Origin of the sequence: Sodalinema gerasimenkoae IPPAS B-353 (genome assembly GCF_009846485.1) — a bacterium.
In the GTDB taxonomy this organism is placed as follows: Bacteria; Cyanobacteriota; Cyanobacteriia; order Cyanobacteriales; family Geitlerinemataceae; genus Sodalinema; species Sodalinema gerasimenkoae.
Genome location: NZ_ML776472.1, coordinates 1,656,172 through 1,681,466, shown reverse-complemented (window position 1 = coordinate 1,681,466; position 25,295 = coordinate 1,656,172). Strand labels below are relative to the sequence as shown.

32 protein-coding genes are annotated in these 25,295 nt (G+C 51.9%); 20 read left to right on the top strand and 12 right to left on the bottom strand.

Annotated elements, in window-relative coordinates:
• Positions 1-130 precede the first annotated feature (130 nt).
• The 3 genes from L855_RS07455 to L855_RS07445 all read left to right on the top strand — a co-directional run bounded on the left by L855_RS07455 (position 131) and on the right by L855_RS07445 (position 2,260).
• A complete protein-coding gene (locus L855_RS07455) occupies positions 131-970 on the top strand; it encodes a GUN4 domain-containing protein (protein ID WP_159786199.1) in 840 nt (279 codons plus the stop codon).
• A gap of 102 nt (positions 971-1,072) precedes the next feature.
• On the top strand, positions 1,073-1,936 hold the full coding sequence (locus tag L855_RS07450) for a hypothetical protein (RefSeq protein WP_159786196.1): 864 nt from the start codon (positions 1,073-1,075) through the stop codon (positions 1,934-1,936).
• Between the two features lie 153 nt (positions 1,937-2,089).
• On the top strand, positions 2,090-2,260 hold the full coding sequence (locus L855_RS07445) for an NAD-binding protein (RefSeq protein ID WP_425500560.1): 171 nt from the start codon (positions 2,090-2,092) through the stop codon (positions 2,258-2,260).
• 186 nt (positions 2,261-2,446) lie between these two features.
• Here the strand turns inward: L855_RS07445 and L855_RS21120 are convergent, their stop codons facing one another.
• From L855_RS21120 to L855_RS07430, 3 genes are all read right to left on the bottom strand, one after another.
• Complete coding sequence (locus L855_RS21120) at positions 2,447-3,022, bottom strand: cation:proton antiporter domain-containing protein (RefSeq protein ID WP_192925084.1); 576 nt, start codon at positions 3,020-3,022, stop codon at positions 2,447-2,449.
• Positions 3,023-3,246: 224 nt separating this feature from the next.
• Positions 3,247-4,326, bottom strand: coding sequence for a GNAT family N-acetyltransferase (locus tag L855_RS07435; protein ID WP_159786193.1), 1,080 nt, complete (start codon positions 4,324-4,326; stop codon positions 3,247-3,249).
• Between the two features lie 96 nt (positions 4,327-4,422).
• On the bottom strand, positions 4,423-5,097 hold the full coding sequence (locus tag L855_RS07430) for a GNAT family N-acetyltransferase (RefSeq protein ID WP_159786190.1): 675 nt from the start codon (positions 5,095-5,097) through the stop codon (positions 4,423-4,425).
• A 114-nt stretch (positions 5,098-5,211) separates the two neighbouring features.
• On the opposite strand from L855_RS07430, the gene L855_RS07425 reads away from it, so the two are divergent.
• Positions 5,212-5,799, top strand: coding sequence for a TetR/AcrR family transcriptional regulator (locus L855_RS07425; RefSeq protein ID WP_159786187.1), 588 nt, complete (start codon positions 5,212-5,214; stop codon positions 5,797-5,799).
• A 10-nt stretch (positions 5,800-5,809) separates the two neighbouring features.
• Here the strand turns inward: L855_RS07425 and L855_RS07420 are convergent, their stop codons facing one another.
• Together L855_RS07420 and L855_RS07415 are read right to left on the bottom strand one after the other, a co-directional pair.
• The gene (locus tag L855_RS07420; protein ID WP_159786184.1) at positions 5,810-6,253 is read right to left on the bottom strand and encodes an MAPEG family protein; all 444 of its coding nucleotides are present in this window, start codon (positions 6,251-6,253) and stop codon (positions 5,810-5,812) included.
• A 73-nt stretch (positions 6,254-6,326) separates the two neighbouring features.
• Positions 6,327-6,632, bottom strand: a complete 306-nt coding sequence (locus L855_RS07415; RefSeq protein WP_281349482.1) for a DUF2834 domain-containing protein — start codon at positions 6,630-6,632, stop codon at positions 6,327-6,329.
• A gap of 260 nt (positions 6,633-6,892) precedes the next feature.
• Between L855_RS07415 and L855_RS07410 the strand changes: the two genes are divergently transcribed.
• Entirely contained in the window at positions 6,893-8,101 is a 1,209-nt protein-coding gene (locus L855_RS07410) for an RNA-guided endonuclease InsQ/TnpB family protein (RefSeq protein ID WP_159791018.1), read from the top strand.
• 27 nt (positions 8,102-8,128) lie between these two features.
• Positions 8,129-8,599, top strand: a complete 471-nt coding sequence (locus L855_RS07405; RefSeq protein ID WP_159786178.1) for an MmyB family transcriptional regulator — start codon at positions 8,129-8,131, stop codon at positions 8,597-8,599.
• Between the two features lie 77 nt (positions 8,600-8,676).
• Here L855_RS07405 and L855_RS07400 read toward each other — a convergent pair whose 3' ends face one another.
• Together L855_RS07400 and L855_RS07395 are read right to left on the bottom strand one after the other, a co-directional pair.
• The gene (locus L855_RS07400; protein ID WP_159786172.1) at positions 8,677-9,087 is read right to left on the bottom strand and encodes a hypothetical protein; all 411 of its coding nucleotides are present in this window, start codon (positions 9,085-9,087) and stop codon (positions 8,677-8,679) included.
• A 30-nt stretch (positions 9,088-9,117) separates the two neighbouring features.
• Complete coding sequence (locus L855_RS07395) at positions 9,118-9,363, bottom strand: hypothetical protein (protein ID WP_159786175.1); 246 nt, start codon at positions 9,361-9,363, stop codon at positions 9,118-9,120.
• A gap of 25 nt (positions 9,364-9,388) precedes the next feature.
• On the opposite strand from L855_RS07395, the gene L855_RS07390 reads away from it, so the two are divergent.
• A complete protein-coding gene (locus tag L855_RS07390) occupies positions 9,389-9,553 on the top strand; it encodes a hypothetical protein (RefSeq protein ID WP_192925008.1) in 165 nt (54 codons plus the stop codon).
• A gap of 77 nt (positions 9,554-9,630) precedes the next feature.
• Here the strand turns inward: L855_RS07390 and L855_RS07385 are convergent, their stop codons facing one another.
• Complete coding sequence (locus L855_RS07385; RefSeq protein WP_159786172.1) at positions 9,631-10,041, bottom strand: hypothetical protein; 411 nt, start codon at positions 10,039-10,041, stop codon at positions 9,631-9,633.
• 17 nt (positions 10,042-10,058) lie between these two features.
• On the bottom strand, positions 10,059-10,796 hold the full coding sequence (locus L855_RS07380; protein WP_192925007.1) for a hypothetical protein: 738 nt from the start codon (positions 10,794-10,796) through the stop codon (positions 10,059-10,061).
• Positions 10,797-10,891: 95 nt separating this feature from the next.
• On the opposite strand from L855_RS07380, the gene L855_RS07375 reads away from it, so the two are divergent.
• Both L855_RS07375 and L855_RS22170 read left to right on the top strand, forming a co-directional pair.
• The gene (locus tag L855_RS07375) at positions 10,892-11,470 is read left to right on the top strand and encodes a TetR/AcrR family transcriptional regulator (protein ID WP_159786169.1); all 579 of its coding nucleotides are present in this window, start codon (positions 10,892-10,894) and stop codon (positions 11,468-11,470) included.
• Positions 11,471-11,631: 161 nt separating this feature from the next.
• A complete protein-coding gene (locus tag L855_RS22170; protein ID WP_281349481.1) occupies positions 11,632-11,766 on the top strand; it encodes a hypothetical protein in 135 nt (44 codons plus the stop codon).
• Between the two features lie 38 nt (positions 11,767-11,804).
• On the opposite strand, the gene L855_RS07370 is transcribed toward L855_RS22170, so the two are convergent.
• The 3 genes from L855_RS07370 to L855_RS07360 form a co-directional block, all read right to left on the bottom strand.
• Complete coding sequence (locus tag L855_RS07370; protein WP_159786166.1) at positions 11,805-12,713, bottom strand: macrolide 2'-phosphotransferase; 909 nt, start codon at positions 12,711-12,713, stop codon at positions 11,805-11,807.
• A gap of 213 nt (positions 12,714-12,926) precedes the next feature.
• Positions 12,927-13,250, bottom strand: a complete 324-nt coding sequence (locus L855_RS07365) for a hypothetical protein (protein WP_159786163.1) — start codon at positions 13,248-13,250, stop codon at positions 12,927-12,929.
• A gap of 135 nt (positions 13,251-13,385) precedes the next feature.
• The gene (locus L855_RS07360) at positions 13,386-13,952 is read right to left on the bottom strand and encodes an MAPEG family protein (RefSeq protein ID WP_159786160.1); all 567 of its coding nucleotides are present in this window, start codon (positions 13,950-13,952) and stop codon (positions 13,386-13,388) included.
• Positions 13,953-14,185: 233 nt separating this feature from the next.
• Here L855_RS07360 and L855_RS07355 point away from each other — a divergent pair, with 233 nt between their 5' ends.
• The 11 genes from L855_RS07355 (at position 14,186) to L855_RS07310 (ending at position 25,246) form a co-directional block, all read left to right on the top strand.
• A complete protein-coding gene (locus L855_RS07355) occupies positions 14,186-15,406 on the top strand; it encodes a vWA domain-containing protein (RefSeq protein ID WP_159786157.1) in 1,221 nt (406 codons plus the stop codon).
• Positions 15,403-15,807, top strand: a complete 405-nt coding sequence (locus L855_RS07350) for an FHA domain-containing protein (protein WP_159786154.1) — start codon at positions 15,403-15,405, stop codon at positions 15,805-15,807. Before L855_RS07355 ends, L855_RS07350 begins: the two co-directional genes overlap by 4 nt.
• Positions 15,800-16,621, top strand: a complete 822-nt coding sequence (locus tag L855_RS07345; protein ID WP_159786150.1) for a PP2C family protein-serine/threonine phosphatase — start codon at positions 15,800-15,802, stop codon at positions 16,619-16,621. The genes L855_RS07350 and L855_RS07345 overlap by 8 nt, the downstream gene beginning before the upstream one ends.
• Positions 16,622-16,713: 92 nt before the next feature.
• Positions 16,714-17,442: an FHA domain-containing protein gene (locus L855_RS07340; protein WP_159786147.1), complete on the top strand. Its 729-nt coding sequence runs from the start codon at positions 16,714-16,716 to the stop codon at positions 17,440-17,442.
• A 132-nt stretch (positions 17,443-17,574) separates the two neighbouring features.
• Positions 17,575-18,213 (top strand): 4Fe-4S single cluster domain-containing protein, encoded by a 639-nt coding sequence (locus L855_RS07335; RefSeq protein ID WP_159786145.1) that lies wholly within the window; start codon positions 17,575-17,577, stop codon positions 18,211-18,213.
• 324 nt (positions 18,214-18,537) lie between these two features.
• Positions 18,538-19,941: a serine/threonine-protein kinase gene (locus L855_RS07330; protein ID WP_159786142.1), complete on the top strand. Its 1,404-nt coding sequence runs from the start codon at positions 18,538-18,540 to the stop codon at positions 19,939-19,941.
• 419 nt (positions 19,942-20,360) lie between these two features.
• The gene (locus L855_RS07325; protein WP_159791017.1) at positions 20,361-20,834 is read left to right on the top strand and encodes a type II toxin-antitoxin system VapC family toxin; all 474 of its coding nucleotides are present in this window, start codon (positions 20,361-20,363) and stop codon (positions 20,832-20,834) included.
• A gap of 2 nt (positions 20,835-20,836) precedes the next feature.
• The gene (locus L855_RS07320) at positions 20,837-21,058 is read left to right on the top strand and encodes a hypothetical protein (protein ID WP_159786139.1); all 222 of its coding nucleotides are present in this window, start codon (positions 20,837-20,839) and stop codon (positions 21,056-21,058) included.
• 372 nt (positions 21,059-21,430) lie between these two features.
• The gene (locus tag L855_RS22165; protein ID WP_281349477.1) at positions 21,431-21,553 is read left to right on the top strand and encodes a hypothetical protein; all 123 of its coding nucleotides are present in this window, start codon (positions 21,431-21,433) and stop codon (positions 21,551-21,553) included.
• A 348-nt stretch (positions 21,554-21,901) separates the two neighbouring features.
• Entirely contained in the window at positions 21,902-23,635 is a 1,734-nt protein-coding gene (ltrA, locus tag L855_RS07315; RefSeq protein WP_159791016.1) for a group II intron reverse transcriptase/maturase, read from the top strand.
• A gap of 318 nt (positions 23,636-23,953) precedes the next feature.
• Positions 23,954-25,246 (top strand): serine/threonine-protein kinase, encoded by a 1,293-nt coding sequence (locus L855_RS07310; protein WP_159786136.1) that lies wholly within the window; start codon positions 23,954-23,956, stop codon positions 25,244-25,246.
• Positions 25,247-25,295: the final 49 nt, after the last annotated feature.

The window sequence follows — 25,295 nt, the reverse complement described above, 5'->3', positions numbered from 1 at the left end:
CATCCCCTCGCTGTTGCCTGCCCCCAGACCCAAATAGACCTAACCGTACAGCAGGGACAGGTGGTAGATCTTAGCGCAGTGCGATCGCACCTCCCAGACCCAAATAGACCTAACCGTACAGCAGGGACAGGTGGTAGATCTTAGCGCAGTGCGATCGCACCTTACTGCCCGAAACTGGGCCGCTGCTGATGCTGAAACCCGTCGCATCCTCAATCGCTGGATTCATCCCGGTGGCGATATTTTGAGCACCCCCCTGGCTGCCAACATTCCCTCGGAGGTATTGCAAACCTTAGACCAGCTCTGGGTTGAGGCGAGCGGCGGACGCTTTGGCTTTAGCGTACAGCAGCGGATTTGGGCCGAAGTCAGGAGACAGCACCCCCCTGATGCCGACGTCGTTGCCAAGGCTTTTGGCGATCGCGTCGGCTGGACTCGCCCCTCTGGTATAGAAGACACCACATTTGTTGCCAGGGAATGGCTGACTGAACGGGAAATCAACCCCACCCTCAATGCTCCCGTGGGCCATCTGCCCTGGGCCGGCGTAAGCTGGGAGCAGATTGACCGCATGCTCTCGGCCCAGAGCTGCGGCAGTTGCACCATCGACGCCATGTATTTACAGGGAGAGCGGTTTCATCAGTATCTGCCCCTGCTTTACAACCGGGTGGAGACGGCCCTAGATCTAACAAGGCTCCAGGGGCCGTCGGTGGGTTCCTGGCAGCGGCCCGAACTGGCCCGGACCATTGATCTAACCTCCCTCTACCCCAATTCCCAATGTCCCATTCGCACGGCATCCTCTGCCATTAGCCCCAACGGACAGCGGCTAGCCACTGCCACGAACCAAAACACCCTCCAACTCTGGGAAGTATCCACCGGACGGCTGGTACGCACCCTGGTAAATCGGGTAGGCAATGGCCTGATGCTCCAGGGACAACCAGTACGGTTTTGGCAGCCCTTTAGCGGTCGGGGGCGGTAATGCAACACATGCAACACTATGAAGCTTTTCGGAAAATGGCATAACCGGTAGTTCAACTGCGATCGCATGTCAACCCCAAATTCCAAATCTGAAATTGATTCTATGCAAGTCCTAACTACTTCAACCAAAGCCTTACTCATGCTGGGGGTCTTGGTCACCCTGACGACCAGTGCGATCGCCTGCGCCCCCATGCCCGATGCTGGAACTCCGTCCTTCTCTGAGGAAACCAAGGACTCTGACCCCGTCAGCGTAGGGGAAGCCAACAATGGAGAGGAGGCAACTGTGGACGAGATACTCACGCCAGCAGTGCAAGATCGCATCCTCCAAACCGTTGCCATTGAGGTGGATCGCCCTCTTGAAGAGCTGCGCATTGCCGCCGCCGAAACTGCCACCTTTGACGGCTGCATGGGCATCTATGAGCCGGATCAAATCTGTACCATGATTGCCATTTTTGGCCTGCGGGTGGTTGTCACCGATGGCGACCAAAGTTGGGTCTATCACACCCCGCAGAACGGCGAGGGAGCGGTGCAGAACCCTACCGCCAGTGGCAGCCGCAACGGCCTGATTCCCGACTTCATTCCTGAGCCGGTGTCTGAGACTGAGCCAGACCTAGAAGACCATATCTTCCGCTCTGTCGAGTCGGGCGGCCGGGGGGGCTACTCCAAAACAACGGTGCTGCTAGAGGACGGACGATTGCTCCAGAAAGAAAACGGAACTGTGACGGCTGAAGCCCATCTATCATCAGAGGAATTAGAAGCCTTTCAGCAGGTGCTAGAAACGCAACGATTCCCCAACCTGCACCGCCTGCGCTACGTCACGGATGCGGCCTTTTCTGACCATCCCACCGTTCGTCTGTCGGTTCGGCACCTAGAAACGGAGTACATTGATCTGGCCCTTGACGATGCCCCCGAGGCCCTCCAGGTGATTGTCCAAGCCTGGGAGGATACGAAAAAGATCCCCCGCTAGGGCCTCTCCCTCTGGTCGGTGCCCATTGGGCAACCATTGTCTCAACTACGCTAGCCCGGGATAATCATCCACAAGGAACGAGCGTTTTCCATCCAGATAGCTTATCATCTTAAATTCTTAGGGAGTAAATGTACTGACATTGCAGCGAAACGTATGTACGTACTAATTGGTGGCGCAGGCTTGATTGGCCGAACTTTAGCACAACGGTTGGTTAAATTAGGACACACAGTTGCCATTATCGATATTGACCCAATTGCCTGTGCTTACGCCAGAGAGCGACTGGGTGTGATGGCTTTTGAAGGCAATGCTGTCAGTTACACCTGAAACCTGTAGTGCTTGTCCTGCTTGAAAAGAACCGAAGGCAACGGCTACAGTCAGTAATATTCCACTTAGGGAATCATCGGATAGAGCTACCAGCAAAATATTGCATAGATAGCCAATTGCAAGTCCAAGAAAACTACCTCCAACTATTACGATAAAAAGCTGTTGTATGCCACCTATGAGTGTAAACTAACCAGTTGTATAAGCCTCAACAATAAGGCTGAATAGAACAAGAGAGACCCCATCATTGAATAGACTTTCTCCTTCTACGATGGTAGCAAGCCGATCCGGAACTTTGATTTCTTTAAAGACAGCAATCACAGAGATTGTATCTGTATTTGCCAAGATGGCTCCAGTTAATAGGGCCGGAATCCAATCCATATTGAGAGCGAATTTTAGGATTAGCGCTGTGATGCCAGAAGAGATGAATAAGCCAGGGCCAGCTAACAAGCTAATTGGCGTTAAGGTGCTACGAAGACGACTGAGATCGGTGTTGATAGATGCCTGAAATACCAAAACAGGCAGTAGTAAGTTTAGGATTAAATTAGGATCTAAACGTACAGGCTGAGGCAAAAATTCGGTGATTGCTAGTCCTGCTAAGACCAGCCCTGTTACATACGGAATTTGGTAGCGACGGGATATCAGGGCAACACCTGTCGCTACCAGGAGCAAGATTGTGAGGATATTAGCAATCTCAACAACACTAGCATCAGCTAGGAGCTGTTGCTCGGTGTCTAACGCTAGTAGGGACGTTTGTGTGAACACGGAATGGAAATCCAACGGCCAATGATGATAGTGTTTTATTGTCAATGACATGGAATACGAAATTCCAACTACTCCTTAAAGGCTGTTTTAAAAGCCTGAGAGACAGTAAAAAAGCTCACATGGTATAGGCTGTAGTAAAAAAGCTCAAGCCCCGTGAGAACTATTGCTAAAGAATACTCTAGCAATCTGAGCCATGACCAGTTCGAGTTACTCAAAGGTAATCCTCACGGTAGGCCGATGCCTATCAGGCACAGGAGCGCGATGCTGGCCCAAATGCCAGGATGCCACTGCCACAGGCGATGACTATTGAAACAGTTGAAGGGATAAAATGGCAATAGCGCATCCCAACCCACTAACACAAGGGCAATGGAGTTGGCTAGTTGCAGCCAGTCGGTCGCTGGTTCAAGCCAGTTCATATGCATCCCCAAACTGCACCCGTAGACCAACAGCAACACTGGGACAATCCCCCCCAGTGCCATCCAGCCTAGGTGCGATCGCATCTCTCGATAACGCCACAGCGGCTGAGATGGGTAGCGGTTGCCCGGCACCGGGAAAAAGCCCCTCAACGCCAACGCCACCAAGAGGGAAATAGCACTGCCCGACTCCCAGGCATAGTGGCGAGTGGTAATGCCGCGCCAATGCGCTACCCCAGCCATCCCGGCTTCCCGCAGACCGATAATACCGGCCACCATCAACACCACGAACGCCAGGGCGGACCAGCTTAAGAAATCCGTCTCCCCTCGTCGCCATAGCATCAACGCCACCACCAAACCGTTTCCAAAGGCACTGGTGAGCCATGCCGTCCCTGGTCGTGCTGGCAGGCAGTCTAGCCCCCGGCACCAGAATAAATGACCTAAGTCGGCCAGATGACTCGTCTTGTACCAGATGTAAGGCAGTCGCCAACCATAGGCACGCAACTGCTGCCCCAGTGAAAGCACCCGAAATCCCCGGGTGGCAAACTGTTGACTAGAGGATGTGTTGTGACCCTCAACGCAGGTGAAGATTTGGCTACAGCCCTCGTTTTGTAGGAAATCTAGGGCAGCTTCCACTAAGCGTTGTCCCACCCCTTGCCCTCTAACCTCGGGGGCGGTGGCCAGAGACAAGATGGCTCCTCCCCGTTTCCCCCGAGCCAGCGGAAACATGCTGACGACAACACCGCCGCAGATCTGTGTCTCTTTTACTGCCACAAAGCCAGGGGGATAGGTTGGGAGAAATGGCAACTTGATCCAATTAAAGGAGCGGCGAAACAGATGACGGAGTGACCTGAGATCGGTCATCTGCAAAGCTCGAATAACAATGGTCATGAGTCCATGCAAAGAGCCATAGTGATTACCAGGAATTTCCCCGCTTGTGGGTCATAGAATGTGAGTCATAGCGTTGACCAGCAGGTGGCACATCCTTCAATTGAGGCAAAGCCTAAACTTGGTCACTCCCGGAAATTCGAGGTTGAACTGATCTAGAAAGTAATCGGCGTAGAAGGTTTGGTAAGGCTTGAACCCGACAGATTCATAGGTGTGGCGGGCGCGGTCATTGCCGTTGATTATCATGATTCCGGCGTGGGAGTGTCCTTGCGATCGCCCCTCATCCAACACGGCTTTGAGTAACGCTTTCCCTAACCCTCGCCCCCGTGCTGCGGGCAGAACGGCTACATTTTCGATAATCCAGGGCGCTTGAGGGGTGAGAAAAAAGGGTTTCACGTCCCCGCCAAACATCCCTAAGTAGCGATCGCAAAACTCAGAGGCAGTGGTACTTGACCAACCCAGCTCTTGGGCGATCGCATCTAATCGAGATAACCGCAGCGGACAGTAATTGTCAGAACTAGGGACATACCCGGCAGCCGCTGCCACAGGCTTGCCCTGCTCCTCCAGAACGATCACATCGCTGACGTCTCCCCAGTTTGAAGCATCGGTCCGTAGCTCTGCCTCAATAAACGCTAAGGGCGTGGTGCCCGTGCCCTCTAACAGGTCTTCCCAAAAACAGTGATCAAGGGGCGGCAGGGACGCTTCGTATTGAATCTGAGTGAGAAAGGGTATATCGGCGATCGTAGCTTTTCGAGTCGTCAGCGGCGTAGACATAGCTCTCCTTTGAGGACACCCTCATAAAAGATACAATCTGTATGTATCTAAAAATAAAGCCTCCATCTTACTCTGTCAAGATACAGACTGCCTGAATGTATTTGAGCGATCGCCATGTCTCCCAAGCTGACCAAAGCCGAGCAAACCCGCCGAACCCGCCGCGCCATTCTAGATCGAGCGCGACATCTGTTTGCTACCCAGGGTTATGCTGCCACCGGAACCGAGGCCATCATCAGCAAACTGGGGATTACCCGGGGGGCGCTATATCACCAGTTCAGCGACAAACTGGGAGTATTTAAGGCGGTGGTTGTGGAAGCCTACGACGAAATCACCGCCCATATCCGCACCCGCATCGAGCCGCTGGACACCAATTGGGAGCAGCTAGTGGTCGGCTGTCAGGCCTTTTTGGAGGTAGCTCAACAGGAGGAGTTGCGGCGGCTGGTGTTTATCGAAGCGCCCGCTGTTTTGGCGGTAGATACCCTGGTCGAAATCGATCAGTATGGGTTTGGCCTGCTGCAAGAGTCGATTCAGATGGCGGTGGCTGAGGGGGACCTCAGGGTAGTGGATGGCGAAGGCTTTGCCCATTTGGTGAATGGAGCGTTGAACGAACTGGCCGCCTGGGTAGCTCAGTCAGATGATCCGCAACGGCTGGAAACTGCCCAGCAGCTCATCGAAGCGTTGTTGATTCGACATCGGAGTTAACTCCAGCCCATCATGGTCTGAGGATCAGAGCAAGACTGTGAACCGCTACTGCTCCTGTCGCCCCTATCCCTACCAGATAGGCTAAAAACCGCCAGGGCTGTAGCCCCACCAGGTAAAACAGCGTATGGGCTGTCCGTGCGATCGCAAACATCCCCAAATAAACCGCTCCCCAGCCGGCGCTACCCCCCAACAGCCCATAGCCTAGCGCCACCAGCAAAAACATCGGAATATTTTCCAAATCATTCCGCCAGCAGCGATCGGCCCGCTGCACCAACGGGTGTTCCTGGGTCGCCGGGGGGCGCGGCTTACCCATCAGTTGCCCCACCAAGCTGGCATCTTCAGGATTGACAAACTGCCGGTAGCGGAAGCGTGCGTAGGCCTGCACCAGGGCATTGGCCCACATTTTGGCCGCGAGAACGATGGTGCAGAGAAGCCAGAGTTTGAGAATAGCCATGGGGGAGGAGAATGGTGAGTTTTGAGCTTTTTGGCAAGAAATGAAGCCTCAACGGTTGTTGTCTCGTTAGCGCTCAGAGCTGAGAAGGAGTCAGGTGGCGATGGCGGAGCCAGAGAAATAGAGGCAGCCCACAGGAGAGGCCGATGCTGAGGGTGGCGATGACACACAGTGCCCACCATCGGCGGGATAGGCCTAAGCGGGGTAACTCGACCCAGACCCAGATGAAAACCGCCAGAGTTGAGATCACGAGATCAATGGCCAGGGCGATCGCGACGGGATTGGCCAACGCTTGCCGAAAAAACTCCTCCAGGTCTACTCCAGACTGCTGCAAGAACTGAGCTAAAAACCACCAGGGCAACAGCGAGCCTGCCACTGCCAAGCCTAGATAGGCCCCCTGTAGCCAGGGGTGGGTCGGTTGAGTGGCTCAGATGTAGATAGGTTCGACATGACTAACTTCCGTTGTAGAACACTATCTATTGTGACCGGCTGATGCGTCAGCAAAATGTGATGCTTTCAGGGGCTGGCTTTACGCCAATTTATCGAAAATTTTGGGTCTAAAACCCCGTCCTTCTAGGACGGCTTTTGACAATCCTGCTTTTTTGTGCCAAGATTGTCCGCACAACCGATGCCAACGGTGCGATGCTTGTTCTTGAGTTCAAAATCAAAGGGAAGCCCCACCAATACGCGGCGATTGACGAAGCGATCCGAACCGCACAGTTCGTTCGTAACAAGGCACTGCGCTATTGGATGGATACCCCTGGGGTCAACAAATACGACCTTAACAAGTACTGTCGGGTACTCGCCCGAGAGTATGACTTTGCTCGAGAACTCAACAGCACGGCTCGTCAAGCCTCAGCCGAACGCGCTTGGTCGGCAATCGCTCGATTTTTCGAGAACTGTCGCCAGTCTGTTCCTGGCAAGAAAGGATATCCCAGGTTCAAGAAAAATGGTCGTTCTGTCGAGTACAAAACTTCCGGTTGGAAGTTACTCGACCCCAAGCATATTGTCTTTACCGACAAGAAAGGGATCGGACGACTCAAGTTAATTGGAACTTGGGATTTGGCGTTTTACGGTACAGAACAAATCAAACGGGTTCGACTGGTTCGCAGAGCCGATGGCTATTACGCTCAGTTCTGCGTCAAAGTAGACGTTCGAGAAGAACTCAAACCGTCAGGAAATACTGTGGGGTTGGATGTCGGACTCAAGGAGTTCTACACCGATTCCAACGGGGAGTGCGAACTGAACCCGAGGTTTTACCGAAACGCCGATAAAAAGCTGAAACGCGCTCACCGAAGGGTGAGTAAAAAACAGAAAGGCTCTGCCAACCGAAAAAAAGCCGTCAATCGACTCGGACGAGTACACCTCAAAATAAGTCGGCAACGTGAAGAACACGCCAAGAGACTGGCGCGTTGCGTAATCCAATCTAACGATTTGGTAGCCTACGAAAATTTGAGGATACAGAATCTGGTGAGAAACCACTGTCTCGCCAAGTCGATTCACGATGCTGGTTGGTATCAATTTAGGAAATGGTTAGAGTATTTTGGAGCGAAATTCGACAGGATAACTGTAGCGGTGAACCCTGCCTATACCTCTCAAAAATGCTCTAACTGTGGTGCAGTCGTCAAAAAATCCCTATCAACTCGAACCCATGCTTGTCAGTGTGGTTGTGAGTTAGACAGAGACCACAACGCAGCCATCAACATTCTGAATGCTGCCTTAAGTACGGTAGGGCATACCGGAACTTGGGTCTTAGACCCAAACGCTTCTGGAGATTTGACCGCTACTTTGGCTGGTGCAAACCTGTCAGGGCAAGTCGGATCGTTGAAGGAAGAATCCCCACGCCTTTAGGCTGGGGAGTGTCAACCAGCCCTGGTGATGGATCGCTACTGGACGCTTTTGCAGGCCAACCAGGGGGCGCAAAGACTGATGGGCTGGCTCCTGGGCGATCGCCTCAGCTACTTTGAGCAGCCCCTAAATATGATGCGGCTGATGCTCCATCCCCAGGGCTTGCGGCCTTACGTGGAGGATTGGGAGATCATTGCCGGTTCCCTGGTTCAACGCCTACAGCAAGAGGCCCAAGGAGAAGCGGTAGACAGCCCGACGGCTCAACTACTGCGATCGCTAGATGCAGACCTACCAGCCCCAACACCAGCCACCGCTAGCCTACCCGTTGGCAGTGCGTTGCCAGTACTGCCCGTCACCTTTGTCAAAGCAAGTCAGCGCCTGAGTTTTTTTACCATCATCTCCACCCTGGGCACCCCCCGGGACATTACCCTGCAAGAGCTACGCATCGAAAGTCTCTTCCCGACTGATACAGTCACCACAGAGCTGATGCGGACGATTTAAGGGCTAGGGTATAGGATGCTGACTGGACTCACTCGATCGCACAACCCCAATATCCCGCTGATCAGAGAAACTAAAAGTCATTCAACCCAGCGAAAAGCCCGGCTCAGCTCGGCAGCAACATTTGTTGGATACCAACGACCATGAGCTAAAATCACTCGCTCCGGATTCCATGCAATTATAGTATCAACTAAATCCTTTAAGTGCTGTGGATGTCGCCGAAAACTGGCAGCCATTTCGCGTGGCATCCCTCCATTAGGATCGCAGACACCACCCAGCTTAAGTAATGGTCTTGTCCACCAAGGCATTTTGTCTCTCTCAAAATTCTCAATTAGGTCAGTCAATACGAGGATTCTACTCGCACGATGCAAGAAAATCACCTCCCGATGATAGCCTGAATCAGCAAGTCGTTGGTTAATTTCTGCCGCCCACTCGATCGCCAAACGTCGACTGGGGGATAGAGATAATTGGGATTGAGCAGAATTCTTCATGACATATCTCCAAATAATCACGTCACTCGGTTAACTGTCTTCAGCAGAGTCGGGCAGTAGGTGACTGACCAAAAGCTTGAGGAAAAAGAAGGGCAGAAACCACTCCAGTCCCGGGGTTGGGGTAAGCCAGTAGCGATCGCCCAACAGGACAACCCCAAACAGCCCCAGGGCCACCGGCCGTTGCAACCGGCGCGGCGAGAACACAATCACCGTCGCGGCCCCCAGCAAATACCCGGCCACTGCCCCAAATGACCTACCAGCCCCAACACCAGCCACCGCTAGCCTACCCGTTGGCAGTGCGTTGCCAGTACTGCCCGTCACCTTTGTCAAAGCAAGTCAGCGCCTGAGTTTTTTTACCATCATCTCCACCCTGGGCACCCCCCGGGACATTACCCTGCAAGAGCTACGCATCGAAAGTCTCTTCCCGACTGATACAGTCACCACAGAGCTGATGCGGACGATTTAAGGGCTAGGGTATAGGATGCTGACTGGACTCACTCGATCGCACAACCCCAATATCCCGCTGATCAGAGAAACTAAAAGTCATTCAACCCAGCGAAAAGCCCGGCTCAGCTCGGCAGCAACATTTGTTGGATACCAACGACCATGAGCTAAAATCACTCGCTCCGGATTCCATGCAATTATAGTATCAACTAAATCCTTTAAGTGCTGTGGATGTCGCCGAAAACTGGCAGCCATTTCGCGTGGCATCCCTCCATTAGGATCGCAGACACCACCCAGCTTAAGTAATGGTCTTGTCCACCAAGGCATTTTGTCTCTCTCAAAATTCTCAATTAGGTCAGTCAATACGAGGATTCTACTCGCACGATGCAAGAAAATCACCTCCCGATGATAGCCTGAATCAGCAAGTCGTTGGTTAATTTCTGCCGCCCACTCGATCGCCAAACGTCGACTGGGGGATAGAGATAATTGGGATTGAGCAGAATTCTTCATGACATATCTCCAAATAATCACGTCACTCGGTTAACTGTCTTCAGCAGAGTCGGGCAGTAGGTGACTGACCAAAAGCTTGAGGAAAAAGAAGGGCAGAAACCACTCCAGTCCCGGGGTTGGGGTAAGCCAGTAGCGATCGCCCAACAGGACAACCCCAAACAGCCCCAGGGCCACCGGCCTCCGGGGTTGGGGTAAGCCAGTAGCGATCGCCCAACAGGACAACCCCAAACAGCCCCAGGGCCACCGGCCATTGCAACCGGCGCGGCGAGAACACAATCACCGTCGCGGCCCCCAGCAAATACCCGGCCACTGCCCCAAATTTGCAACCGGCGCGGCGAGAACACAATCACCGTCGCGGCCCCCAGCAAATACCCGGCCACTGCCCCAAAGAATAGCCAATCGCCACCACGAAACAGCCAAGCCACCAGGAACACATGGACAACATGCAGGGCTACAAACCCTAAATGTTGCCACCATCCCTGACCCGGCCGGTGATACCACCGCTTGGCCGACACCGTGGCGTTAGTCAGTACACCCCCCACCAAATCCAGGGCCAACAGCCCCATCAGTCCCAGTTGCAGCCCGCTCCACTGCATCGGCAGGGTGGAGGCATACACCGGGGCCGCTACCAGTGCACCAAGGGCGGGCAAAAATTGCAGCCACAGTTCTGCCGCAGTGGCCCCTGGCCCTGTAAGGCGATCCAAATAACCCACCCATCCAGAACGATGAGGAGACAATCGTTGTCCAGTACTCATAATTTACATCATAACAGTTGTTATGTAGTTGATAACAACTGTTGTGTTAAAGTGTCAAGGGGAATGACTAAAATTGCTCTGCATTGCAGTTAGCTATGGTTCAGCGCGATCGCCGCTACGACGTTTCAGAAGCCGCCTGGCGTGTCATTGTCCGTGATGGGCTTGATCGCACTAGCATGAGGGCGATCGCCCATGAACTGGGCTGCACGACGGGGGTGGTTACCCACTACTTTCGGGACAAGCAAGACCTGATTCTGTTTGCCCTTCACCAGGTCACCCAAACTCTGTTGCAGGGAATGCAATCTGCTCAGCAGCAGCCTCTGGGGTGCGATCGCCTGGTGGCAATGTTGCTAACCTTTTTGCCCCTAGATGCTGAGCGGCAAAACATTCTGCGGGTGTGGGTCGCCTTTTTGGGCTATGCCATCGGTCGCCCCGAACTGATGGCGGAGCACCAGCGCAGTGCGGGGGAACTGCGGGCCTTGCTGATGGCAGAACTTCAGGCATTGCAGGCAGCGCAACACCTGCGGGCTGACATCGACCCAGAGGTGGAGGCCAATACCCTACTGGCCCTCGTCAATGGCATCGGACTGGATTCCCTGATTCAGTCACACTGCCTAAGCCTGGAACAACAACGGCAGGTGGTGCAGCGCTATGTGGAGGACTTGTATGATTAAGCCACAATTTTCTACCACGGTTACCTCAGCAGATTTGCCAGTGATTGAGGTGATGCTGTTTGAAGCCTTTTTTTGGAGCCTAACCTACGAACGGTCTCCTTTGTGAGGTGCGTTAAGTTCTGAGACACTAGCACTGAAAACCCATGGTCTGCTAAGCCCTCATGGGAAAGACGACTCTCCCAGCTACAATGCCCTCCCTGCAAGACCATCACAGTGGGGCCAGAACCTTCGAGACGATATTCTATTGGGCCGTGGGAAGTAATGGCAAGCTGCTGTGGCATTGGTCATGGGGATGATACGTTATCTGGGGACATTAGCACCAGGCGCAAGTCGATCATGACTGGGATTCAGTACCAAGCACTTGCCGAGCCATCACTTTGAAATCGTCCAGCCCTGATCGCTCGGCAAACTCAGCGATATCCACCGCGAATGCACTGTTATGCTCTGCAATGTGGTCGGCCATAGCTGGCCAGACTTGGCCGCCACTCTGGCTGTAGTGGTACAGTAGCGCTTCGAGAGAATTGCGGCCAAAGACCCGGTAGTGGGCAGCAAAGTCTGAGGCTGGATCGTCCACCCGCGCCTCAGTCCAGTCAATTAGGCCAGTGACCTGGGCTTGCTGGTCAACCAAAATATGACCGGGATGCAGATCGCCATGGATTAATGCCGTGTGTGGCGGCCAAAGGGTATCGTTATCCAGCCAGCACTGCCACCGTTCCCAGAGCGGTGGGTTTACCGAATAAACCTGCTTGACCTTCACCATCCGCTCTGACCAGTCGGTTCTGATCGCGTCAATGGATGGGGTCTCTAGTCCAGCTCTGGCCAGGGCCTCTTGATCGATACGATGGAGGGAGGCCAGGGCATCCCCTAGGGAATGTAAATAGGTGTCTGGCAGATTGTTGGCATCAATTTCCCAGCGATAGGCTTGTTGCTCCGGGTCAATAGTGCCAGCCGGTTTGCCCCTGAGTAGAGGATAGGCAATCAGCTCGTTGGTATGAATTTGCCAGTTGGGTATCTGTACAGTCAGGTGGGGCCGCACCAGATTGAGGATCGCTTGCTCCCGCTGGGCCGATGTCAGTACATCTGGTCGCCGGGGAATTCGCAGCAGCCAGGAGGTTCTACTCTGGGTTTGAGCGATCGCCACCTGAAAATCTAGCCCTGACTCCTCAAGTTGTAGCGTAGTGCGGTCTAGCTTTAAACCGTGGCGGTGGGCCAGGGCTAAAATGGCGTCGGGTAACAAAGACATAGAAATCTTGGGAGTCTCCTTGAGGATATCCCTACCAGTGCTACTCCCCTCTGCCGGAAGATGATTCTTCCAATAACCGCTGTAGCTCTGCTTCATCCCCTAATTCACAATCGGCCGAGATTGCCTCAGACATGGCCCGATCCTCTGGATTTGCAGTGCTGAAGGAGTATTCCCCAGTACGGGCTGATTCAGCAGAACTCTCGATCAGGCCGTTTAGGGTGGTGGGACGATAAACAAGACTGGCTCATCTGTAAAGAGTGTACTGAGGGGATGGTTCATGGCTAAAGTACCAGGTTGGCACTGGGCCAGATATTCTTTTTTGACAGCCCAGAAATCGCCATCTCGGGTTTCAGAGGGGGGAGCAACGGGGCGCAATTCCCCGGCTTCAAAGCAGTAAAGTTGTTCATCGGGACCCAGAATATAGTTTAAACAGTCTGCCTGAGCCGGGGTGTCGACAGCTAGAGCAACGCCATAGGGAAGGAGGTTGAGGGCTAATAGGGGGAGGGTCAGCAGGGAAGTTTTAAGTAAGTGAGACATCGGGCGTGGCAAGGTAACAACGAGTGTTCAGGCCATAAAGCTGGCTCCTTTCTAACCTCTCCAGTTGCAATAGGCAACCGTTAGCATCGATTGCCGTAACCCTCAAGGCACTGTAATCATTAGGAGTTTTGGAACTTACGAAGGAATGAGGATTAGGGCGATCGCCAGCAGATATCCCGCCAACGTCGGCCACATGGTTAGGGTCATTCCAAACGCTCGCCCTTTCGCCCCCCGGTAGTCACGGCGATACCCCCGGAGGAACAACAGTCGCCCCACGCCAAACAGCACGACTGCCGTCACAATCAGCGAGAGCCAGGGGCCACTGAGTTGAGTCGCCAGGGCTAGGTACGCACCTACGGCCAGCACCGCTTGTTCCAAAGTGTTTTGTAAAAACGCCACCGACACTGCAATCGTCTCACTGGGCGGGCCAGAAGCCGATCCACCCACGTCCGCCAGGGATTTACGTCGCCCGGTAGAGACCATGATTACCCCGATCAACACCCAGATCAGCACAAATAGGCTGGCCTGGAGGGCAAAGGCCAAGCGATTCACCAGCTCAGTGGGAAACTCAAACGCCCGTGGTAAGGTGACATAGCCAATACCAAAACAGAGACCACAGAGTAGCAGCGACAGGGTACCAGCCCGCCGAATAGCAAGCTCTTCTTGTTGTAGATTAACCTGTACATCAGAAGGCTGAGTCATAGATTGTCTCCTGGATAGTTCTTGCTCGTTGCTATCTTAGACGACCTCTTCTGTTAGTCGAGGAGTTCCCAGATTTCCTCGGGAGGGCGATCGCAGGCATCACATTGACTCAAGGCGATAATCTGAGGGGGGAAAATTCCATATAGTTTCCATCTAATTTCCATACAGTTACTATGGTTTCCTCGAATCCCCGTTGTTAGGCTGATATCAATCACCAAGAGCGGTAAGGTTTTATGTTTGACCTACAACTAGACTGGGATTTACCCGCCAAAATTAGTTCCTTAGACAGTCGCCATGTCTTGCGAGTTCGTCTCACCCCTCAAGCCAATTTAGCCCAACTGCCCTTGCAGATGGCGATCGCCCTCGATACCAGTTCCTCGATGCGGGGGGCGAAGCTAGAGGGAGCAAAAACCGCCTGTCGGACGGTGATGGGGCAATTACGGGATGGCGATCGCCTCAGTTTAGCCAGTTTCGCCACGGGAGTTGCTCCCATCGGCGAGAGTCAGCAGGACAGCCAACACCTACAAGGGGCCATCAACGGCTTACAGGCCAATGGGGTCACCCGTACAGATTTAGCCTTAGCCTGGTTGCACGAGCAACTCCCCCCCAGCCCCGGACTGGCCCGGGTGGCGGTCTTGATTACCGATGGCCATGCGACGAATCGCCAAGGCCGTCAATTGCCCGACACCACTCCTCTGCTGGAGCGGGTTGATACCTTTGCCGATGGGGGGATTACCCTCTTTACCGTCGGCTTAGGGGATGCGGCTAACTTTAATACCGATTTTCTCGTCCAATTGGGCGATCGCGGTCGAGGGGGCTTTCTCTACGCCGATGACCCCAGTCAGCTAGACCCCCAATTGCAAGACCAATTCCGCCGCTGTCAAGCCATCGCCGTTGAAGACCTCCTTCTGACCCTAACTCCCCTCAACCACGCCTCCGTCGAGAGTTTCTGTCGCTACCGTCCCGACTATCTCCCTTTGGAAGAAACAGCCCCCAATCAACTGGTGTTATCCGCCGTCTCCGCCAGAGAACCCACCGATGTTCTCATTGAAGTCCGGGTTCCCCCCTTGGGGTTTAACGACAGTCTCTCAGACCAAGATGTGTTGCGACTGGAGGTGCAAGGGCCGGGAATGACCCCGATGACCGCTCAAGCGGCGATCGCCCATACCCAATCTTACAAAGCCGCCCAACAGGTGAATCGAGAGGTGGAGGGCGATCGCCTCGGCTGGGACATCAACATCAACAGTAGCGAACTCCCTCGCAGTCAAGACCCCAACCGCACCGGCGAACTCCTCAGCAACATCCAAGTCGCCGCCTCCAAATCCGGTCGCCGCGACATCATGCAGCAAGCCAGTCAACAACTGCAAACCCTCCAAGACTCAGGAAAACTGACTCCCGCACAAGTCACCGGACTCTTACGAGACACCCGCAAAACCACCAACCACGACTCATGAATGGATTTGGTCACAGCCCCGTCCCCGGACAACGGCGACTCAGCCCCGACAAGACCGTTCTCATCCTGCGCAACGGTCCCCAAACACAGCGACAGATTCCCCTACATCCGATCCGCATCCTCATTGGCCGTCACGACCCCCCCCACGCCCAAGTTGACCTCGACCTCAGTGATTGCGAACTCGGAGATCCTCCCATGGTCTCTCGCCGTCACGCCCTCTTGCAATGGCAGGACGGACAACTCACCTTACGGGATTTAGGCAGTCGCAATGGCACTCGCGTCAATGGTGAGAAACTGGAAACTCTCCCGGATCAGCCCTATTCTGATGTCGTCGTGTTACAACTCGGCAGTCGCATTCAATTTGGCAACCTAGAATTTGAAGTCATTAATTCCCATGAATAATCCTAATTCCTATGCTCCAAATCTGCTAGAATTACCCTGGGTTACTGTTGCTGACGTCTCCCATATTGGCAAAGTCCGCCAAGAAAATCAAGACAAAACTTTAGTCAAGCCTTGGTCTGATGAATCCGCTCTATTAGCCGTCGTTGCAGATGGTATGGGCGGCGGTCGTGGCGGACAGCGAGCCGCTCAATTAACCGTTGAAACCTTTGCTAAATTAGTTGATGAACCCTTAGCAACGAATCAAGAAGACCTGTACAATCAGTTATTAGCAAAATTCCATGAAGCCGATGACGCCATTCGCAACGAAGGCGGTCAGAGTTTTCAAGTGATGGGGATGGGGTCAACCGTTGTTGCCGCGATTATCACTCCCGATTATTATGTCCATCTCTATGCCGGAGATAGCCGACTGTATCATCTGCAAGACCAGCAACCCCTTTATAAAACCAAAGACCATTCCATTGTGCGGGTGTTATTAGAGATTGGGAAGATTACCGAAGACCAGGTGGCCACGCATCCCATGCGATCGCAAATTACCTCCTGCCTCGGCGGTCGGGAAGGCAACGGACAGTTTTCAATTGACCCCAAATGGCAAGAAAATCCCTCCCCAATTCGTCCTTGGAACCCCAAAGATATCCTAATTCTCTCCAGTGATGGCTTACACAACTACATCCGAGACGAAGAAATGCAACAACTCACAAACAACCCGTTTTCATCCCCTAAAAACCCCTTGCAAAACCTCCTTGAAACCGCCCTAGAGCGAGGGGGGCAAGACAACATCAGTGGCATTTTAATCACCCGCAAACCCCAGAACTAACCCCGAAATTTCCCCGACATTCCATCCTATCGCCTGACCGTCAAATCTTGGTAAAGTAGGAGACAGACCGCTCCCCTCTCCCTCTCCTGTCCATGGTTGACCTAGTTCCCTATCTCATCATCCACTCCCCCAGCGGCCAGCAAAACACCCTTGAACTGCGGGACATTTCCTATAGCATCGGGCGACTTCCCGACAACGACATCGCCCTAATCGAAGACCCCGACTCCCAAATCACCCGCATTAAACACTGTATTCTGACCCGAAACAAAGGTCAGTGGTTCGTCAGCGACCACAGCACCAACGGAACGACACTCCACCTCAACGACAGTCTCTACCAGGTTCACCAAAACGCCATCCCCCTAGAATCCGGCGCCGTCCTCCACATCAGTCAATGGCGACTCAGTTTCCATGACCCCAACGCCACCCAAAAAAGCCGACATTCCAGCAAATCCCAGGTCTCTCCCCAGGACAGACTAGCTCCTCTGGGTCAGTTCATCTACAAACTCGCCGAAGTCACCCTATACTACCAAGGCTCCAGCCAACGCCAGTCGATTCCCTGTCGCCGTAAAGTGACCCAAATGTTGACCTACATGGCCGAACAAAACCTCAAGAACCAAGGCCAACCCATCCTGTGTCAGTATCAAGACCTCATGGAAGCCATCTGGGGGTTAGAAGAGGGTCATAACCCCTTAGAAATCAACGGTTTAGCCGGAGAAATTCGTAAACTCTTTGCCACACACAGCCCCCAAACAGACCCCCATCACTTACTCAAAAACATTCGTGGCTTCGGATATATCCTCAACATCACCTGTGAATGGTGACTGTTTCTTACTCGTGTTCTTACTCGTGTTATGGCTCTGCCATGACACGGACTCTGGGCGGCTCTGCCGCCCGCACTCAGGAGGCAAAACGAGTGAAGGAACGAGTAAAAATAACGATTCTTGACATTAACCATGACTACAACCCTAAAAATCTTCCGCCGTCAATCCCCCGTACAAGTCCTCGGTCCCGGACAACGAGCCGTCATCTGGGTACAAGGCTGTCCCTTCGCCTGTCCCGGCTGCATTGTCCCCGAATCCTGGGACGCTCGCAGCGGCGAAACCGTGACCCTCAACGACCTCAGCCAGTGGATTCTCAGCCAACCCGACCTCGAAGGAATTACCCTCTCCGGCGGCGAACCCATGTTACAAGCCGAAGCCTTAAACCAACTCATTGATAACCTCCGCCAACAGCGAGACTTAGGAGTAATGTGTTACAGCGGATATCGCCTAGAAACCCTCCAGCAGCAAGGAAGCCCAGCCCAACAGCAACTCTTGCAACGCCTTGACCTACTCGTAGATGGACAATACCGCCAACAAGAACATGACAATCTACTCTGGCGGGGGTCTCGGAATCAGCGGTTACTATTACTCACATCCCGCTATCAAGACACAGTTCAGCAACAGTTAAACCAGGGAGATGAATCAGCCGGACTAAGCTTTGTTTCCGCCACAACTGGGGAAGTTTCCTTTACCGGAGTTCCGCCGCTGCTCGGATTTCGCCAACAATTTGAAAGCCAAATGCAACAACGAGGAATCCACATTCAGGTTTAAAACCGACGAGCCTGTGACCAGCCTGTGACCAGCGTGACACCGAGTTTCTCCAAGAAACCCCGTGTCTGGTATTCGACCCCAGTCGTCAGCCAATCCACTGACCCAAGTCAGTCCCTCAGGTCCGTGACACCGAGTTTCTCCAAGAAACCCGGTGTCTGGTATTCGACCCCAGTCGTCAGCCAATCCACTGACCCAAGTCATTCCATCTAATTTCCATGTAACTTCCATAGAACCGCTTCCCCAAATCATCTAAGCTAGACATACCACAGCCGAGAATCCCAAATCAGGGACAGTTCAACCATCAACCTTACCCACAAACAGACCATGGACAGACGTTTTTGGAAAAAAATGGTCGGAGAGCAATTTAACCAGAAATATTACCTCATCAAATTCATCGACTCAGGAAGTTTTGGAGGTGTTTTCCTCGCCAACGAAGTCATCGCCGACCGTGTTATTCGACAAGTCGCCCTCAAGATTTTCCTCATAGAAACCCCTCAACTTGACATACAAATTGACGAATTGCGCCTCGCGACCCGCCTCAAACATCCTCATTTATTAGATTGTTACAGTTCAGAAGTTGGCTTCGACGACGATGAAGACGACGAGGAGACCTATTTAGGCTTAGCGATGGAACCCGCCACAGAATCCCTGAGCCAGTATTTAGCAGAACGGGGGACATTACCGGCGCAGGATGTTCGCGACATTATCACTCAAATCGCCTCAGCCTTAGTATTTCTTCACGACAATAAAATTGTTCATCGTGACCTCAAACCCGAAAATATTTTACGGGTTGGGGAGGCGTGGAAAGTAGCAGATTTTGGCATTTCTCGGGTCTTGACCCAAGGAACTTCCACCAAAACCACCCAGCAAATGGGAACCCCTATCTATCAACCCCCAGAGTCTTATGAAGGTGAAATTCGTCCAGGTTGGGATATTTGGTCTTTGGGAATTTTGCTTCAGGAGATGCTGACGGGGACGCATCCATTTGCAGCGATAACTAATTCCGAGTTAATGATGAAAGTAATGACGCAAGAACCGGAGTTTCCCGAGAGATTATCGGATGAATTTTTAACAATACTTAAAAGATGTTTGGCGAAAAATCCCAAGGAACGTTGGACCGCTCAACAGGTTCTGGATGCGGTTCAGAATAACGCATCAAGAGGTGCTATTCCTGTGGCTCCACCGATTCCCCAAGAGGGTTCTAATCCGATTGATAGTTTTTTAGGAAGCCTGTTTAACCCATCCCCAAAATCGGAAATTGAAGATTTAGACCTAACTTCAGAACGTCCGGGAATCAACTATTATAAACTCCGGGATTTACTAGCGGCGAAAAAGTGGGAAGAAGCTGACCGGGAAACGGCTGAGCGAATGTGGGAAGTGATGGGACGACAAAACGAGCAATGGTTGCGAGAGGAAGATATTGAGCGCTTTCCTTGTAAGGATTTGAAGATTATCGATAAGCTGTGGGTCCACTACAGCCAGGGAAAATTTGGCTTCAGCGTGCAGAAGAAAATTTGGGAGGAGTGTGGGAGTCCGACAGAGTATAATAATGACTGGGAACGATTCGGCGAGCGAGTGGGGTGGCGTGAAGGAGGAAACTGGATGAGCTATACCGATACCATTAAAAAACGGGGTCGTGCGTCTCTCCCTCTCAACCGGTATTGTGGTGGCACCAGCAGGGGTTGGTTCTCTTCTCTCGCGCGACGACTTGTAAACTGTAGCAAATAAAGGCTTCAGTCCGCAACAAATTTCTATTTTTGAACCCTCTTGACAGGTCAATTAACGACAGAATAAGTGTTTCGAGAATTCGTTACCTGGCACTCTCCTAACCCTCTTGACAGGTCAATTAACGACAGAATAAGTGTTTCGAGAATTCGTTACCTGGCACTCTCCTCATTCGGGAAATAACGAAGCTGCCTAAACGGGATTAAAGCAGTTGGCTAACACAAATAGATTAAGCGAGAAATAAGACACCGAGTTTCTCCAAGAAACCCAGTGTCTGGTCTTCGAAACGAGTCATCAAGATTCCCAAACTCCGAGCCAGGTCAGTCCCTCAGACCTGTGACACCGAGTTTCTCCAAGAAACCCGGTGTCTGGTCTTCGAGAAGCACGATAGTTTAAACTAGAGGGAGTTGGCATCTGTCCATATCAGTGAAACCATCTACATTGAAACTAGCATCTTAGGCTACCTGACCGCTCGACCCAGCCGAGACCTTGTTGTGGCTGCCAATATTCAAATCACAAGAGAGTGGTGGGATACACGCCGCCATTCTTTTCAACTCTACACCTCACAAGCCGTTGTGGAAGAAACGTCACAAGGTGATGCTGACATGGCTGCTCAAAGACTGGAAATAATCCGCGACTTCATCTTACTTGATTTAGACCAATCTGTCCTTAATTTAGCAGAGCAATTTTTAGAGCGCAGTAGTCTTCCAGCAAAAGCTGATATTGATGCGATTCATATTGCAGCCGCCACCATTCACAACATGGATTACCTGCTGACCTGGAACTGTAAACATATAGCGAATGCCCAAATCCAAAGAAAGTTAGCAGAAATCAGTCTTGATTTTGGCTACGAATTGCCAATTCTTTGTACACCCTACGAACTTCTTGGAGATTAAAAATGTATCAAGACCCAATTGTCGAAGAAATCCACAAAATTCGCCAAGAGTATTCACGGTCATTCAACCATGACTTAGAAGCCCTTTTCGCAGATTTGCAAAAGCAGCAAGCAGAAAGTGGCAGAAAAGTGGTTAATTTATCGCGCCGCTCTAGTTTAACAGCAAGCGAACCTGGACAAGTAACAGAGTCTGATGAAGATGTAACGGACAGGAGTCACCACTGAACCGTCCGTATCTTTGCAAACCTGAGAGTTCTGAGTTGCTGAGGCCATGACTGGCCCGACTAGAAACCGAGTTTCTCCAAGAAACCCGGTGTCTGGTATTCGACCCGAGTCGTCGGGGTTTCCAAACTCGGGGCGGGGTGAGTTGGTCGGAGTCAGACACTCGGTGTCTTTGGAGGTGCGACTCGTTTAGGCGAAAGATAGGGTTAAAACACCCAAAACGTATGCCTAGTCAGGGATACAGAAAAGGCTACCCAGCCAATCTGCCCTGATAACTATCTCAATGTACCGACGGAATCAGGTGAAACACACTGACTCCAAGGTTGGAAAGGACAGAATCAGAGAATGTGACACCACACCCTCGTCCTACGCCTAATGGCAGCCCCAGTTTTAGAAATGACAACCCTAGGACTGAAGCGGGCTTGGCAAGGCATTGAGGATGAACTGACATCCAAAAGCATGACCACCGGCAAATCCACATGGTTAAGCCACGGCTGAACACTTGCTTGAACCCTAGTTACACGAGAGTAGCCAAACTCAGTTGACAGGCTGCGTCCAAAAAGGACAAGGGGAAAGGTAGGAATTTCTTGAAGTTACCTACAACTGATTCTCAAAAGTACCCCTGGGGATAGAGTGAACCTAACGGGATATAACCCATCGAGATGGAACGAAGTAACCCCATAGACCCTGACCGGTCATCAGGTCGATACCCGGTCAAGTAATAAGTCTAAGCGCAAGGGCTATGGGGAGCAGATGTAAGCCGAAGCCAATGCCCATCTATAACGGATGTGGATCAGCTAACAGCTTACGGCTTGTTAAAAGATAAGGAGTTTAGTAGCGGTGAAAATGTCGATAGCTAGTAAAGGGTTCAACCCCGAGACTAAGAACAACGAATGGCGAAATCTTCCCTGGGGTAAAATCCAGAGGAAAGTCGCGAAGCTGCAAAAGGCTATTTATCAAGCTACAAGTCGTGGCAATAAAGCGAAAGCGCGACGCTGGCAACGTTTACTCAATAAGTCCTACTACGCTAGGCTGCTGGCGGTACGCCAGGTAAGTCAGGATAACCAAGGTAAGAAAACCGCAGGAGTTGACGGAGTGAAATCCCTAAACGCCAAAGACCGGTTTCGCTTGGCTGACCAACTGCGTCACCCAGGCAAAGCTAAAAGCTTGCGACGTGTATGGATTCCCAAACCCGGGCGGGATGAAAAACGCCCACTCGGTATCCCAACCTTGCACGACCGCGCCTTACAAGCCTTGGTTAAGCTGGGACTAGAGCCGTACTGGGAGGCTCTGTTTGAAGCGGATTCCTACGGTTTCCGACCCGGACGGTCGGCACATGATGCGATTGGAGCCATCTGGAATAAAAGTCGGTATAAACCGCAATACGTTCTCGATGCAGACATTGCCACATGTTTTGACCAAATTAACCATGATTACCTTCTGTCGAAACTAGACTGTCCCTCTCGGTACAAACGGAGTATTAAACAATGGCTTAAAGCCGGCGTTATGGACAGTGGCGAATTCAAGGCAACAGAGGCAGGAACTCCACAAGGTGGGGTCATCAGTCCGCTCCTTGCCAACATTGCTTTACAGGGAATGATTGATTCGGTTGTCAATAGCTTCCCTAACTCAAGGACAATTGACGGAAAACTAAATCGCTATTACCGCCCGAAAATCATTCGATATGCCGATGACTTTGTGGTTCTGGCTAACCGCCCGGAAGTCATCCTAGAAGCCCAACAACTGCTCAAGGAATGGCTTAAACCCGTCGGTCTCCAACTCAAACCGGAAAAGACAAGGTTATGTAACACCTTGTCGGAATGGAATGGGGAGGAACCGGGATTTGACTTCCTAGGATTTAACATCCGGCATTACCCGGTGAGTATCCATAAGGGAATCAAAACGGGTCCCGGTGGCGTTAAACCCTACCAGATAAATATTAAGCCTGCCCCAAAAGCTATCAAACGTCATTATGACGCTTGTAAAGAGGTCATCAAACAACATAAAACTGCACCACAAGCAGTTCTGATCCAGAAGCTTAATCCAATCATTAGAGGATGGAGTCAGTACTACTCTACGGTAGTTTCCAAAGAGACCTTCTCTAAACTCGACCATATGATTTGGATGGCACTGAGGGCTTGGACGGTTTCACGATGTGGTCGAGCGTCCTATGGGAAACTCCAGAACTACTTTCGTCCTGGAGTCAACAGTAAATGGACGTTCAAAGCCAAAAAGGGTCTTCGACTCACTAAGCACACCGAAACCCCCATCGTACGACATGTCAAAATCAGAGGAGGAAACACCTCTCCCTTTAACGGGGACTGGGCTTATTGGTCTAAACGTATGAGTAACGGGTTTGGCGGTATCCCTACCAAAATCTCAAAACTCATCAAGCGTCAAAAAGGACGATGTAATCACTGTGGACAACACTTCACCAGTGAGGACTTGGTTGAAATCGACCATATTCAGCCTAAATCCAGAGGAGGTTCGGATACTTACTCCAACCTACAACTGTTACATCGCCATTGCCACGATGTTAAAACCCGTTTCGACGGTAGCAGCACCCATGACAAGGGATAGCAAGCTAGGAGCCGTGTGAGGTGAAAGTCTCATGCACGGTTCTGAATGGGAGGGGGTAGTCGTGAGACTACTCTCGACCCCTAATACACCGGGTGTCTTAGTTGCTCAAGGGTGTGACTCAAGGGTGTGACACCGAGTTTCTCCAAGAAACCCGGTGTCTGGTATTCGGTCCGAGTCGTCAGCCACTCCACCCACCCGAGTAATTCCATCTAAATTCCATCTAATTTCCATATTCCCACCATAGAAATTCTCCCTCAACCCGTCTAAGCTGGACATATCGCAATCGCACCAGCCGTCCTCCACTCCAAGGTGACAATCATGAACCAATTTCTAATGATGTTCCGAATGCTCGAAGGAGCCGTCATTGACAACAAATACCATCTACGAGAACTCCTAGGAGCCGGAGGATTCGGCGCCGTCTTTCTCGCCGATGAAGTCGTTCGCGATAACCTGCTGCGACAGGTGGCCGTTAAAATCATTCCCGATAACGACAACCAACAACTCATCGAGTTGATGGAAGCCACTCGCCTCGACCATCCACATCTAATTCGCTCCCATACCGCCGGAGAATCTGGGTTTAATAACATCGAATTGTTATATTTAGTCATGGAACAGGCAGAGTATTCCCTACAAGACCGACTCGAACGGGGTCAACTCTCTGTCAGTGAAACCAAAACCTTAATTCGTCAAGTGGCGGCGGGGTTGGACTATCTTCACCGTCAGAATAAAGTCCATCGCGACCTGAAACCGGGAAACGTTCTCTGGTCTAACGGGTCTTGGAAACTCTCTGATTTTGGCTTAATTCGCAGTTTAGGAAATCGCAGTTATGCTCAAACCTCAAATCCCATCGGAACCATTGCCTATATGCCTCCAGAAGCGTGGGATGACAAGCATCGAATTTCCACCGCCTGGGATGTTTGGTCTTTGGGAATTATGATAGTCAACGCCGTGACCGGGAAACTTCCCTATCAGTTTCAGGGACAAACGCAATTACTCAAGCAGGTGATGAATTGCTATCTAAAATTACCGCCAGTTCCCTCGGAGTTACAGGAAATTGTGCGGGGATGTTTGCAGCAGAATCGGCGTGAACGCTGGACCGCTCAACAGGTACTTGATGCGGTTCAACCGCGTCGTGAAACCTTACCCAGCATTGACCAGTTAGACCTAACTTCAGAACGTCCGGGAATCAACTATTATAAACTCCGAGATTTACTAGCGGCGAAGAAGTGGAAAGAAGCTGACCGGGAAACGGCTGAGCGAATGTGGGAAGTGATGGGGCGACAAAAGTTTAAAAGGTTGCGAGTTGAAGATATTGAGCGCTTTCCCTGCAAGGATTTGAAAATTATCGATAAGCTGTGGGTCCACTACAGCCAGGGAATATTTGGCTTCAGCGTGCAGAAGAAAATTTGGGAGGAGTGTGGGAGTCCGACAGGTTATAATGAAGACTGGGAACGATTCGGCGAGCGAGTGGGGGGAGGAAACTGGATGTATTATACCGAAATATTAGAAAAAGGGCGTGCGTCTCTCCCGAGGGGTGGGGGTGGGGCGGTGTCGTGTTGCGCGTTGGGGTTGTCTCTTCTCTCGTCTCTTCTCTCGCGCGACGACTTGTAAACTGTAGCAAATAAAGGCTTCAGTCCGCAACAAATTTCTATTCTTGAAC

What these genes read in the sequence shown, in the direction of transcription:
- L855_RS07450 (WP_159786196.1), top strand. Translation starts at nt 1,073, where the DNA reads ATGCAAGTCCTAACTACTTCAACCAAAGCCTTACTCATGCTGGGGGTC.
- L855_RS07445 (WP_425500560.1), top strand. Translation starts at nt 2,090, where the DNA reads ATGTACGTACTAATTGGTGGCGCAGGCTTGATTGGCCGAACTTTAGCA.
- L855_RS07435 (WP_159786193.1), bottom strand. Translation starts at nt 4,326, where the DNA reads ATGACCATTGTTATTCGAGCTTTGCAGATGACCGATCTCAGGTCACTC.
- L855_RS07430 (WP_159786190.1), bottom strand. Translation starts at nt 5,097, where the DNA reads ATGTCTACGCCGCTGACGACTCGAAAAGCTACGATCGCCGATATACCC.
- L855_RS07425 (WP_159786187.1), top strand. Translation starts at nt 5,212, where the DNA reads ATGTCTCCCAAGCTGACCAAAGCCGAGCAAACCCGCCGAACCCGCCGC.
- L855_RS07420 (WP_159786184.1), bottom strand. Translation starts at nt 6,253, where the DNA reads ATGGCTATTCTCAAACTCTGGCTTCTCTGCACCATCGTTCTCGCGGCC.
- L855_RS07410 (WP_159791018.1), top strand. Translation starts at nt 6,893, where the DNA reads ATGCTTGTTCTTGAGTTCAAAATCAAAGGGAAGCCCCACCAATACGCG.
- L855_RS07405 (WP_159786178.1), top strand. Translation starts at nt 8,129, where the DNA reads ATGGATCGCTACTGGACGCTTTTGCAGGCCAACCAGGGGGCGCAAAGA.
- L855_RS07400 (WP_159786172.1), bottom strand. Translation starts at nt 9,087, where the DNA reads ATGAAGAATTCTGCTCAATCCCAATTATCTCTATCCCCCAGTCGACGT.
- L855_RS07385 (WP_159786172.1), bottom strand. Translation starts at nt 10,041, where the DNA reads ATGAAGAATTCTGCTCAATCCCAATTATCTCTATCCCCCAGTCGACGT.
- L855_RS07380 (WP_192925007.1), bottom strand. Translation starts at nt 10,796, where the DNA reads ATGAGTACTGGACAACGATTGTCTCCTCATCGTTCTGGATGGGTGGGT.
- L855_RS07375 (WP_159786169.1), top strand. Translation starts at nt 10,892, where the DNA reads ATGGTTCAGCGCGATCGCCGCTACGACGTTTCAGAAGCCGCCTGGCGT.
- L855_RS22170 (WP_281349481.1), top strand. Translation starts at nt 11,632, where the DNA reads ATGGGAAAGACGACTCTCCCAGCTACAATGCCCTCCCTGCAAGACCAT.
- L855_RS07370 (WP_159786166.1), bottom strand. Translation starts at nt 12,713, where the DNA reads ATGTCTTTGTTACCCGACGCCATTTTAGCCCTGGCCCACCGCCACGGT.
- L855_RS07365 (WP_159786163.1), bottom strand. Translation starts at nt 13,250, where the DNA reads ATGTCTCACTTACTTAAAACTTCCCTGCTGACCCTCCCCCTATTAGCC.
- L855_RS07360 (WP_159786160.1), bottom strand. Translation starts at nt 13,952, where the DNA reads ATGACTCAGCCTTCTGATGTACAGGTTAATCTACAACAAGAAGAGCTT.
- L855_RS07355 (WP_159786157.1), top strand. Translation starts at nt 14,186, where the DNA reads ATGTTTGACCTACAACTAGACTGGGATTTACCCGCCAAAATTAGTTCC.
- L855_RS07350 (WP_159786154.1), top strand. Translation starts at nt 15,403, where the DNA reads ATGAATGGATTTGGTCACAGCCCCGTCCCCGGACAACGGCGACTCAGC.
- L855_RS07345 (WP_159786150.1), top strand. Translation starts at nt 15,800, where the DNA reads ATGAATAATCCTAATTCCTATGCTCCAAATCTGCTAGAATTACCCTGG.
- L855_RS07340 (WP_159786147.1), top strand. Translation starts at nt 16,714, where the DNA reads ATGGTTGACCTAGTTCCCTATCTCATCATCCACTCCCCCAGCGGCCAG.
- L855_RS07335 (WP_159786145.1), top strand. Translation starts at nt 17,575, where the DNA reads ATGACTACAACCCTAAAAATCTTCCGCCGTCAATCCCCCGTACAAGTC.
- L855_RS07330 (WP_159786142.1), top strand. Translation starts at nt 18,538, where the DNA reads ATGGACAGACGTTTTTGGAAAAAAATGGTCGGAGAGCAATTTAACCAG.
- L855_RS07320 (WP_159786139.1), top strand. Translation starts at nt 20,837, where the DNA reads ATGTATCAAGACCCAATTGTCGAAGAAATCCACAAAATTCGCCAAGAG.
- L855_RS22165 (WP_281349477.1), top strand. Translation starts at nt 21,431, where the DNA reads ATGGCAGCCCCAGTTTTAGAAATGACAACCCTAGGACTGAAGCGGGCT.
- ltrA (WP_159791016.1), top strand. Translation starts at nt 21,902, where the DNA reads ATGTCGATAGCTAGTAAAGGGTTCAACCCCGAGACTAAGAACAACGAA.
- L855_RS07310 (WP_159786136.1), top strand. Translation starts at nt 23,954, where the DNA reads ATGAACCAATTTCTAATGATGTTCCGAATGCTCGAAGGAGCCGTCATT.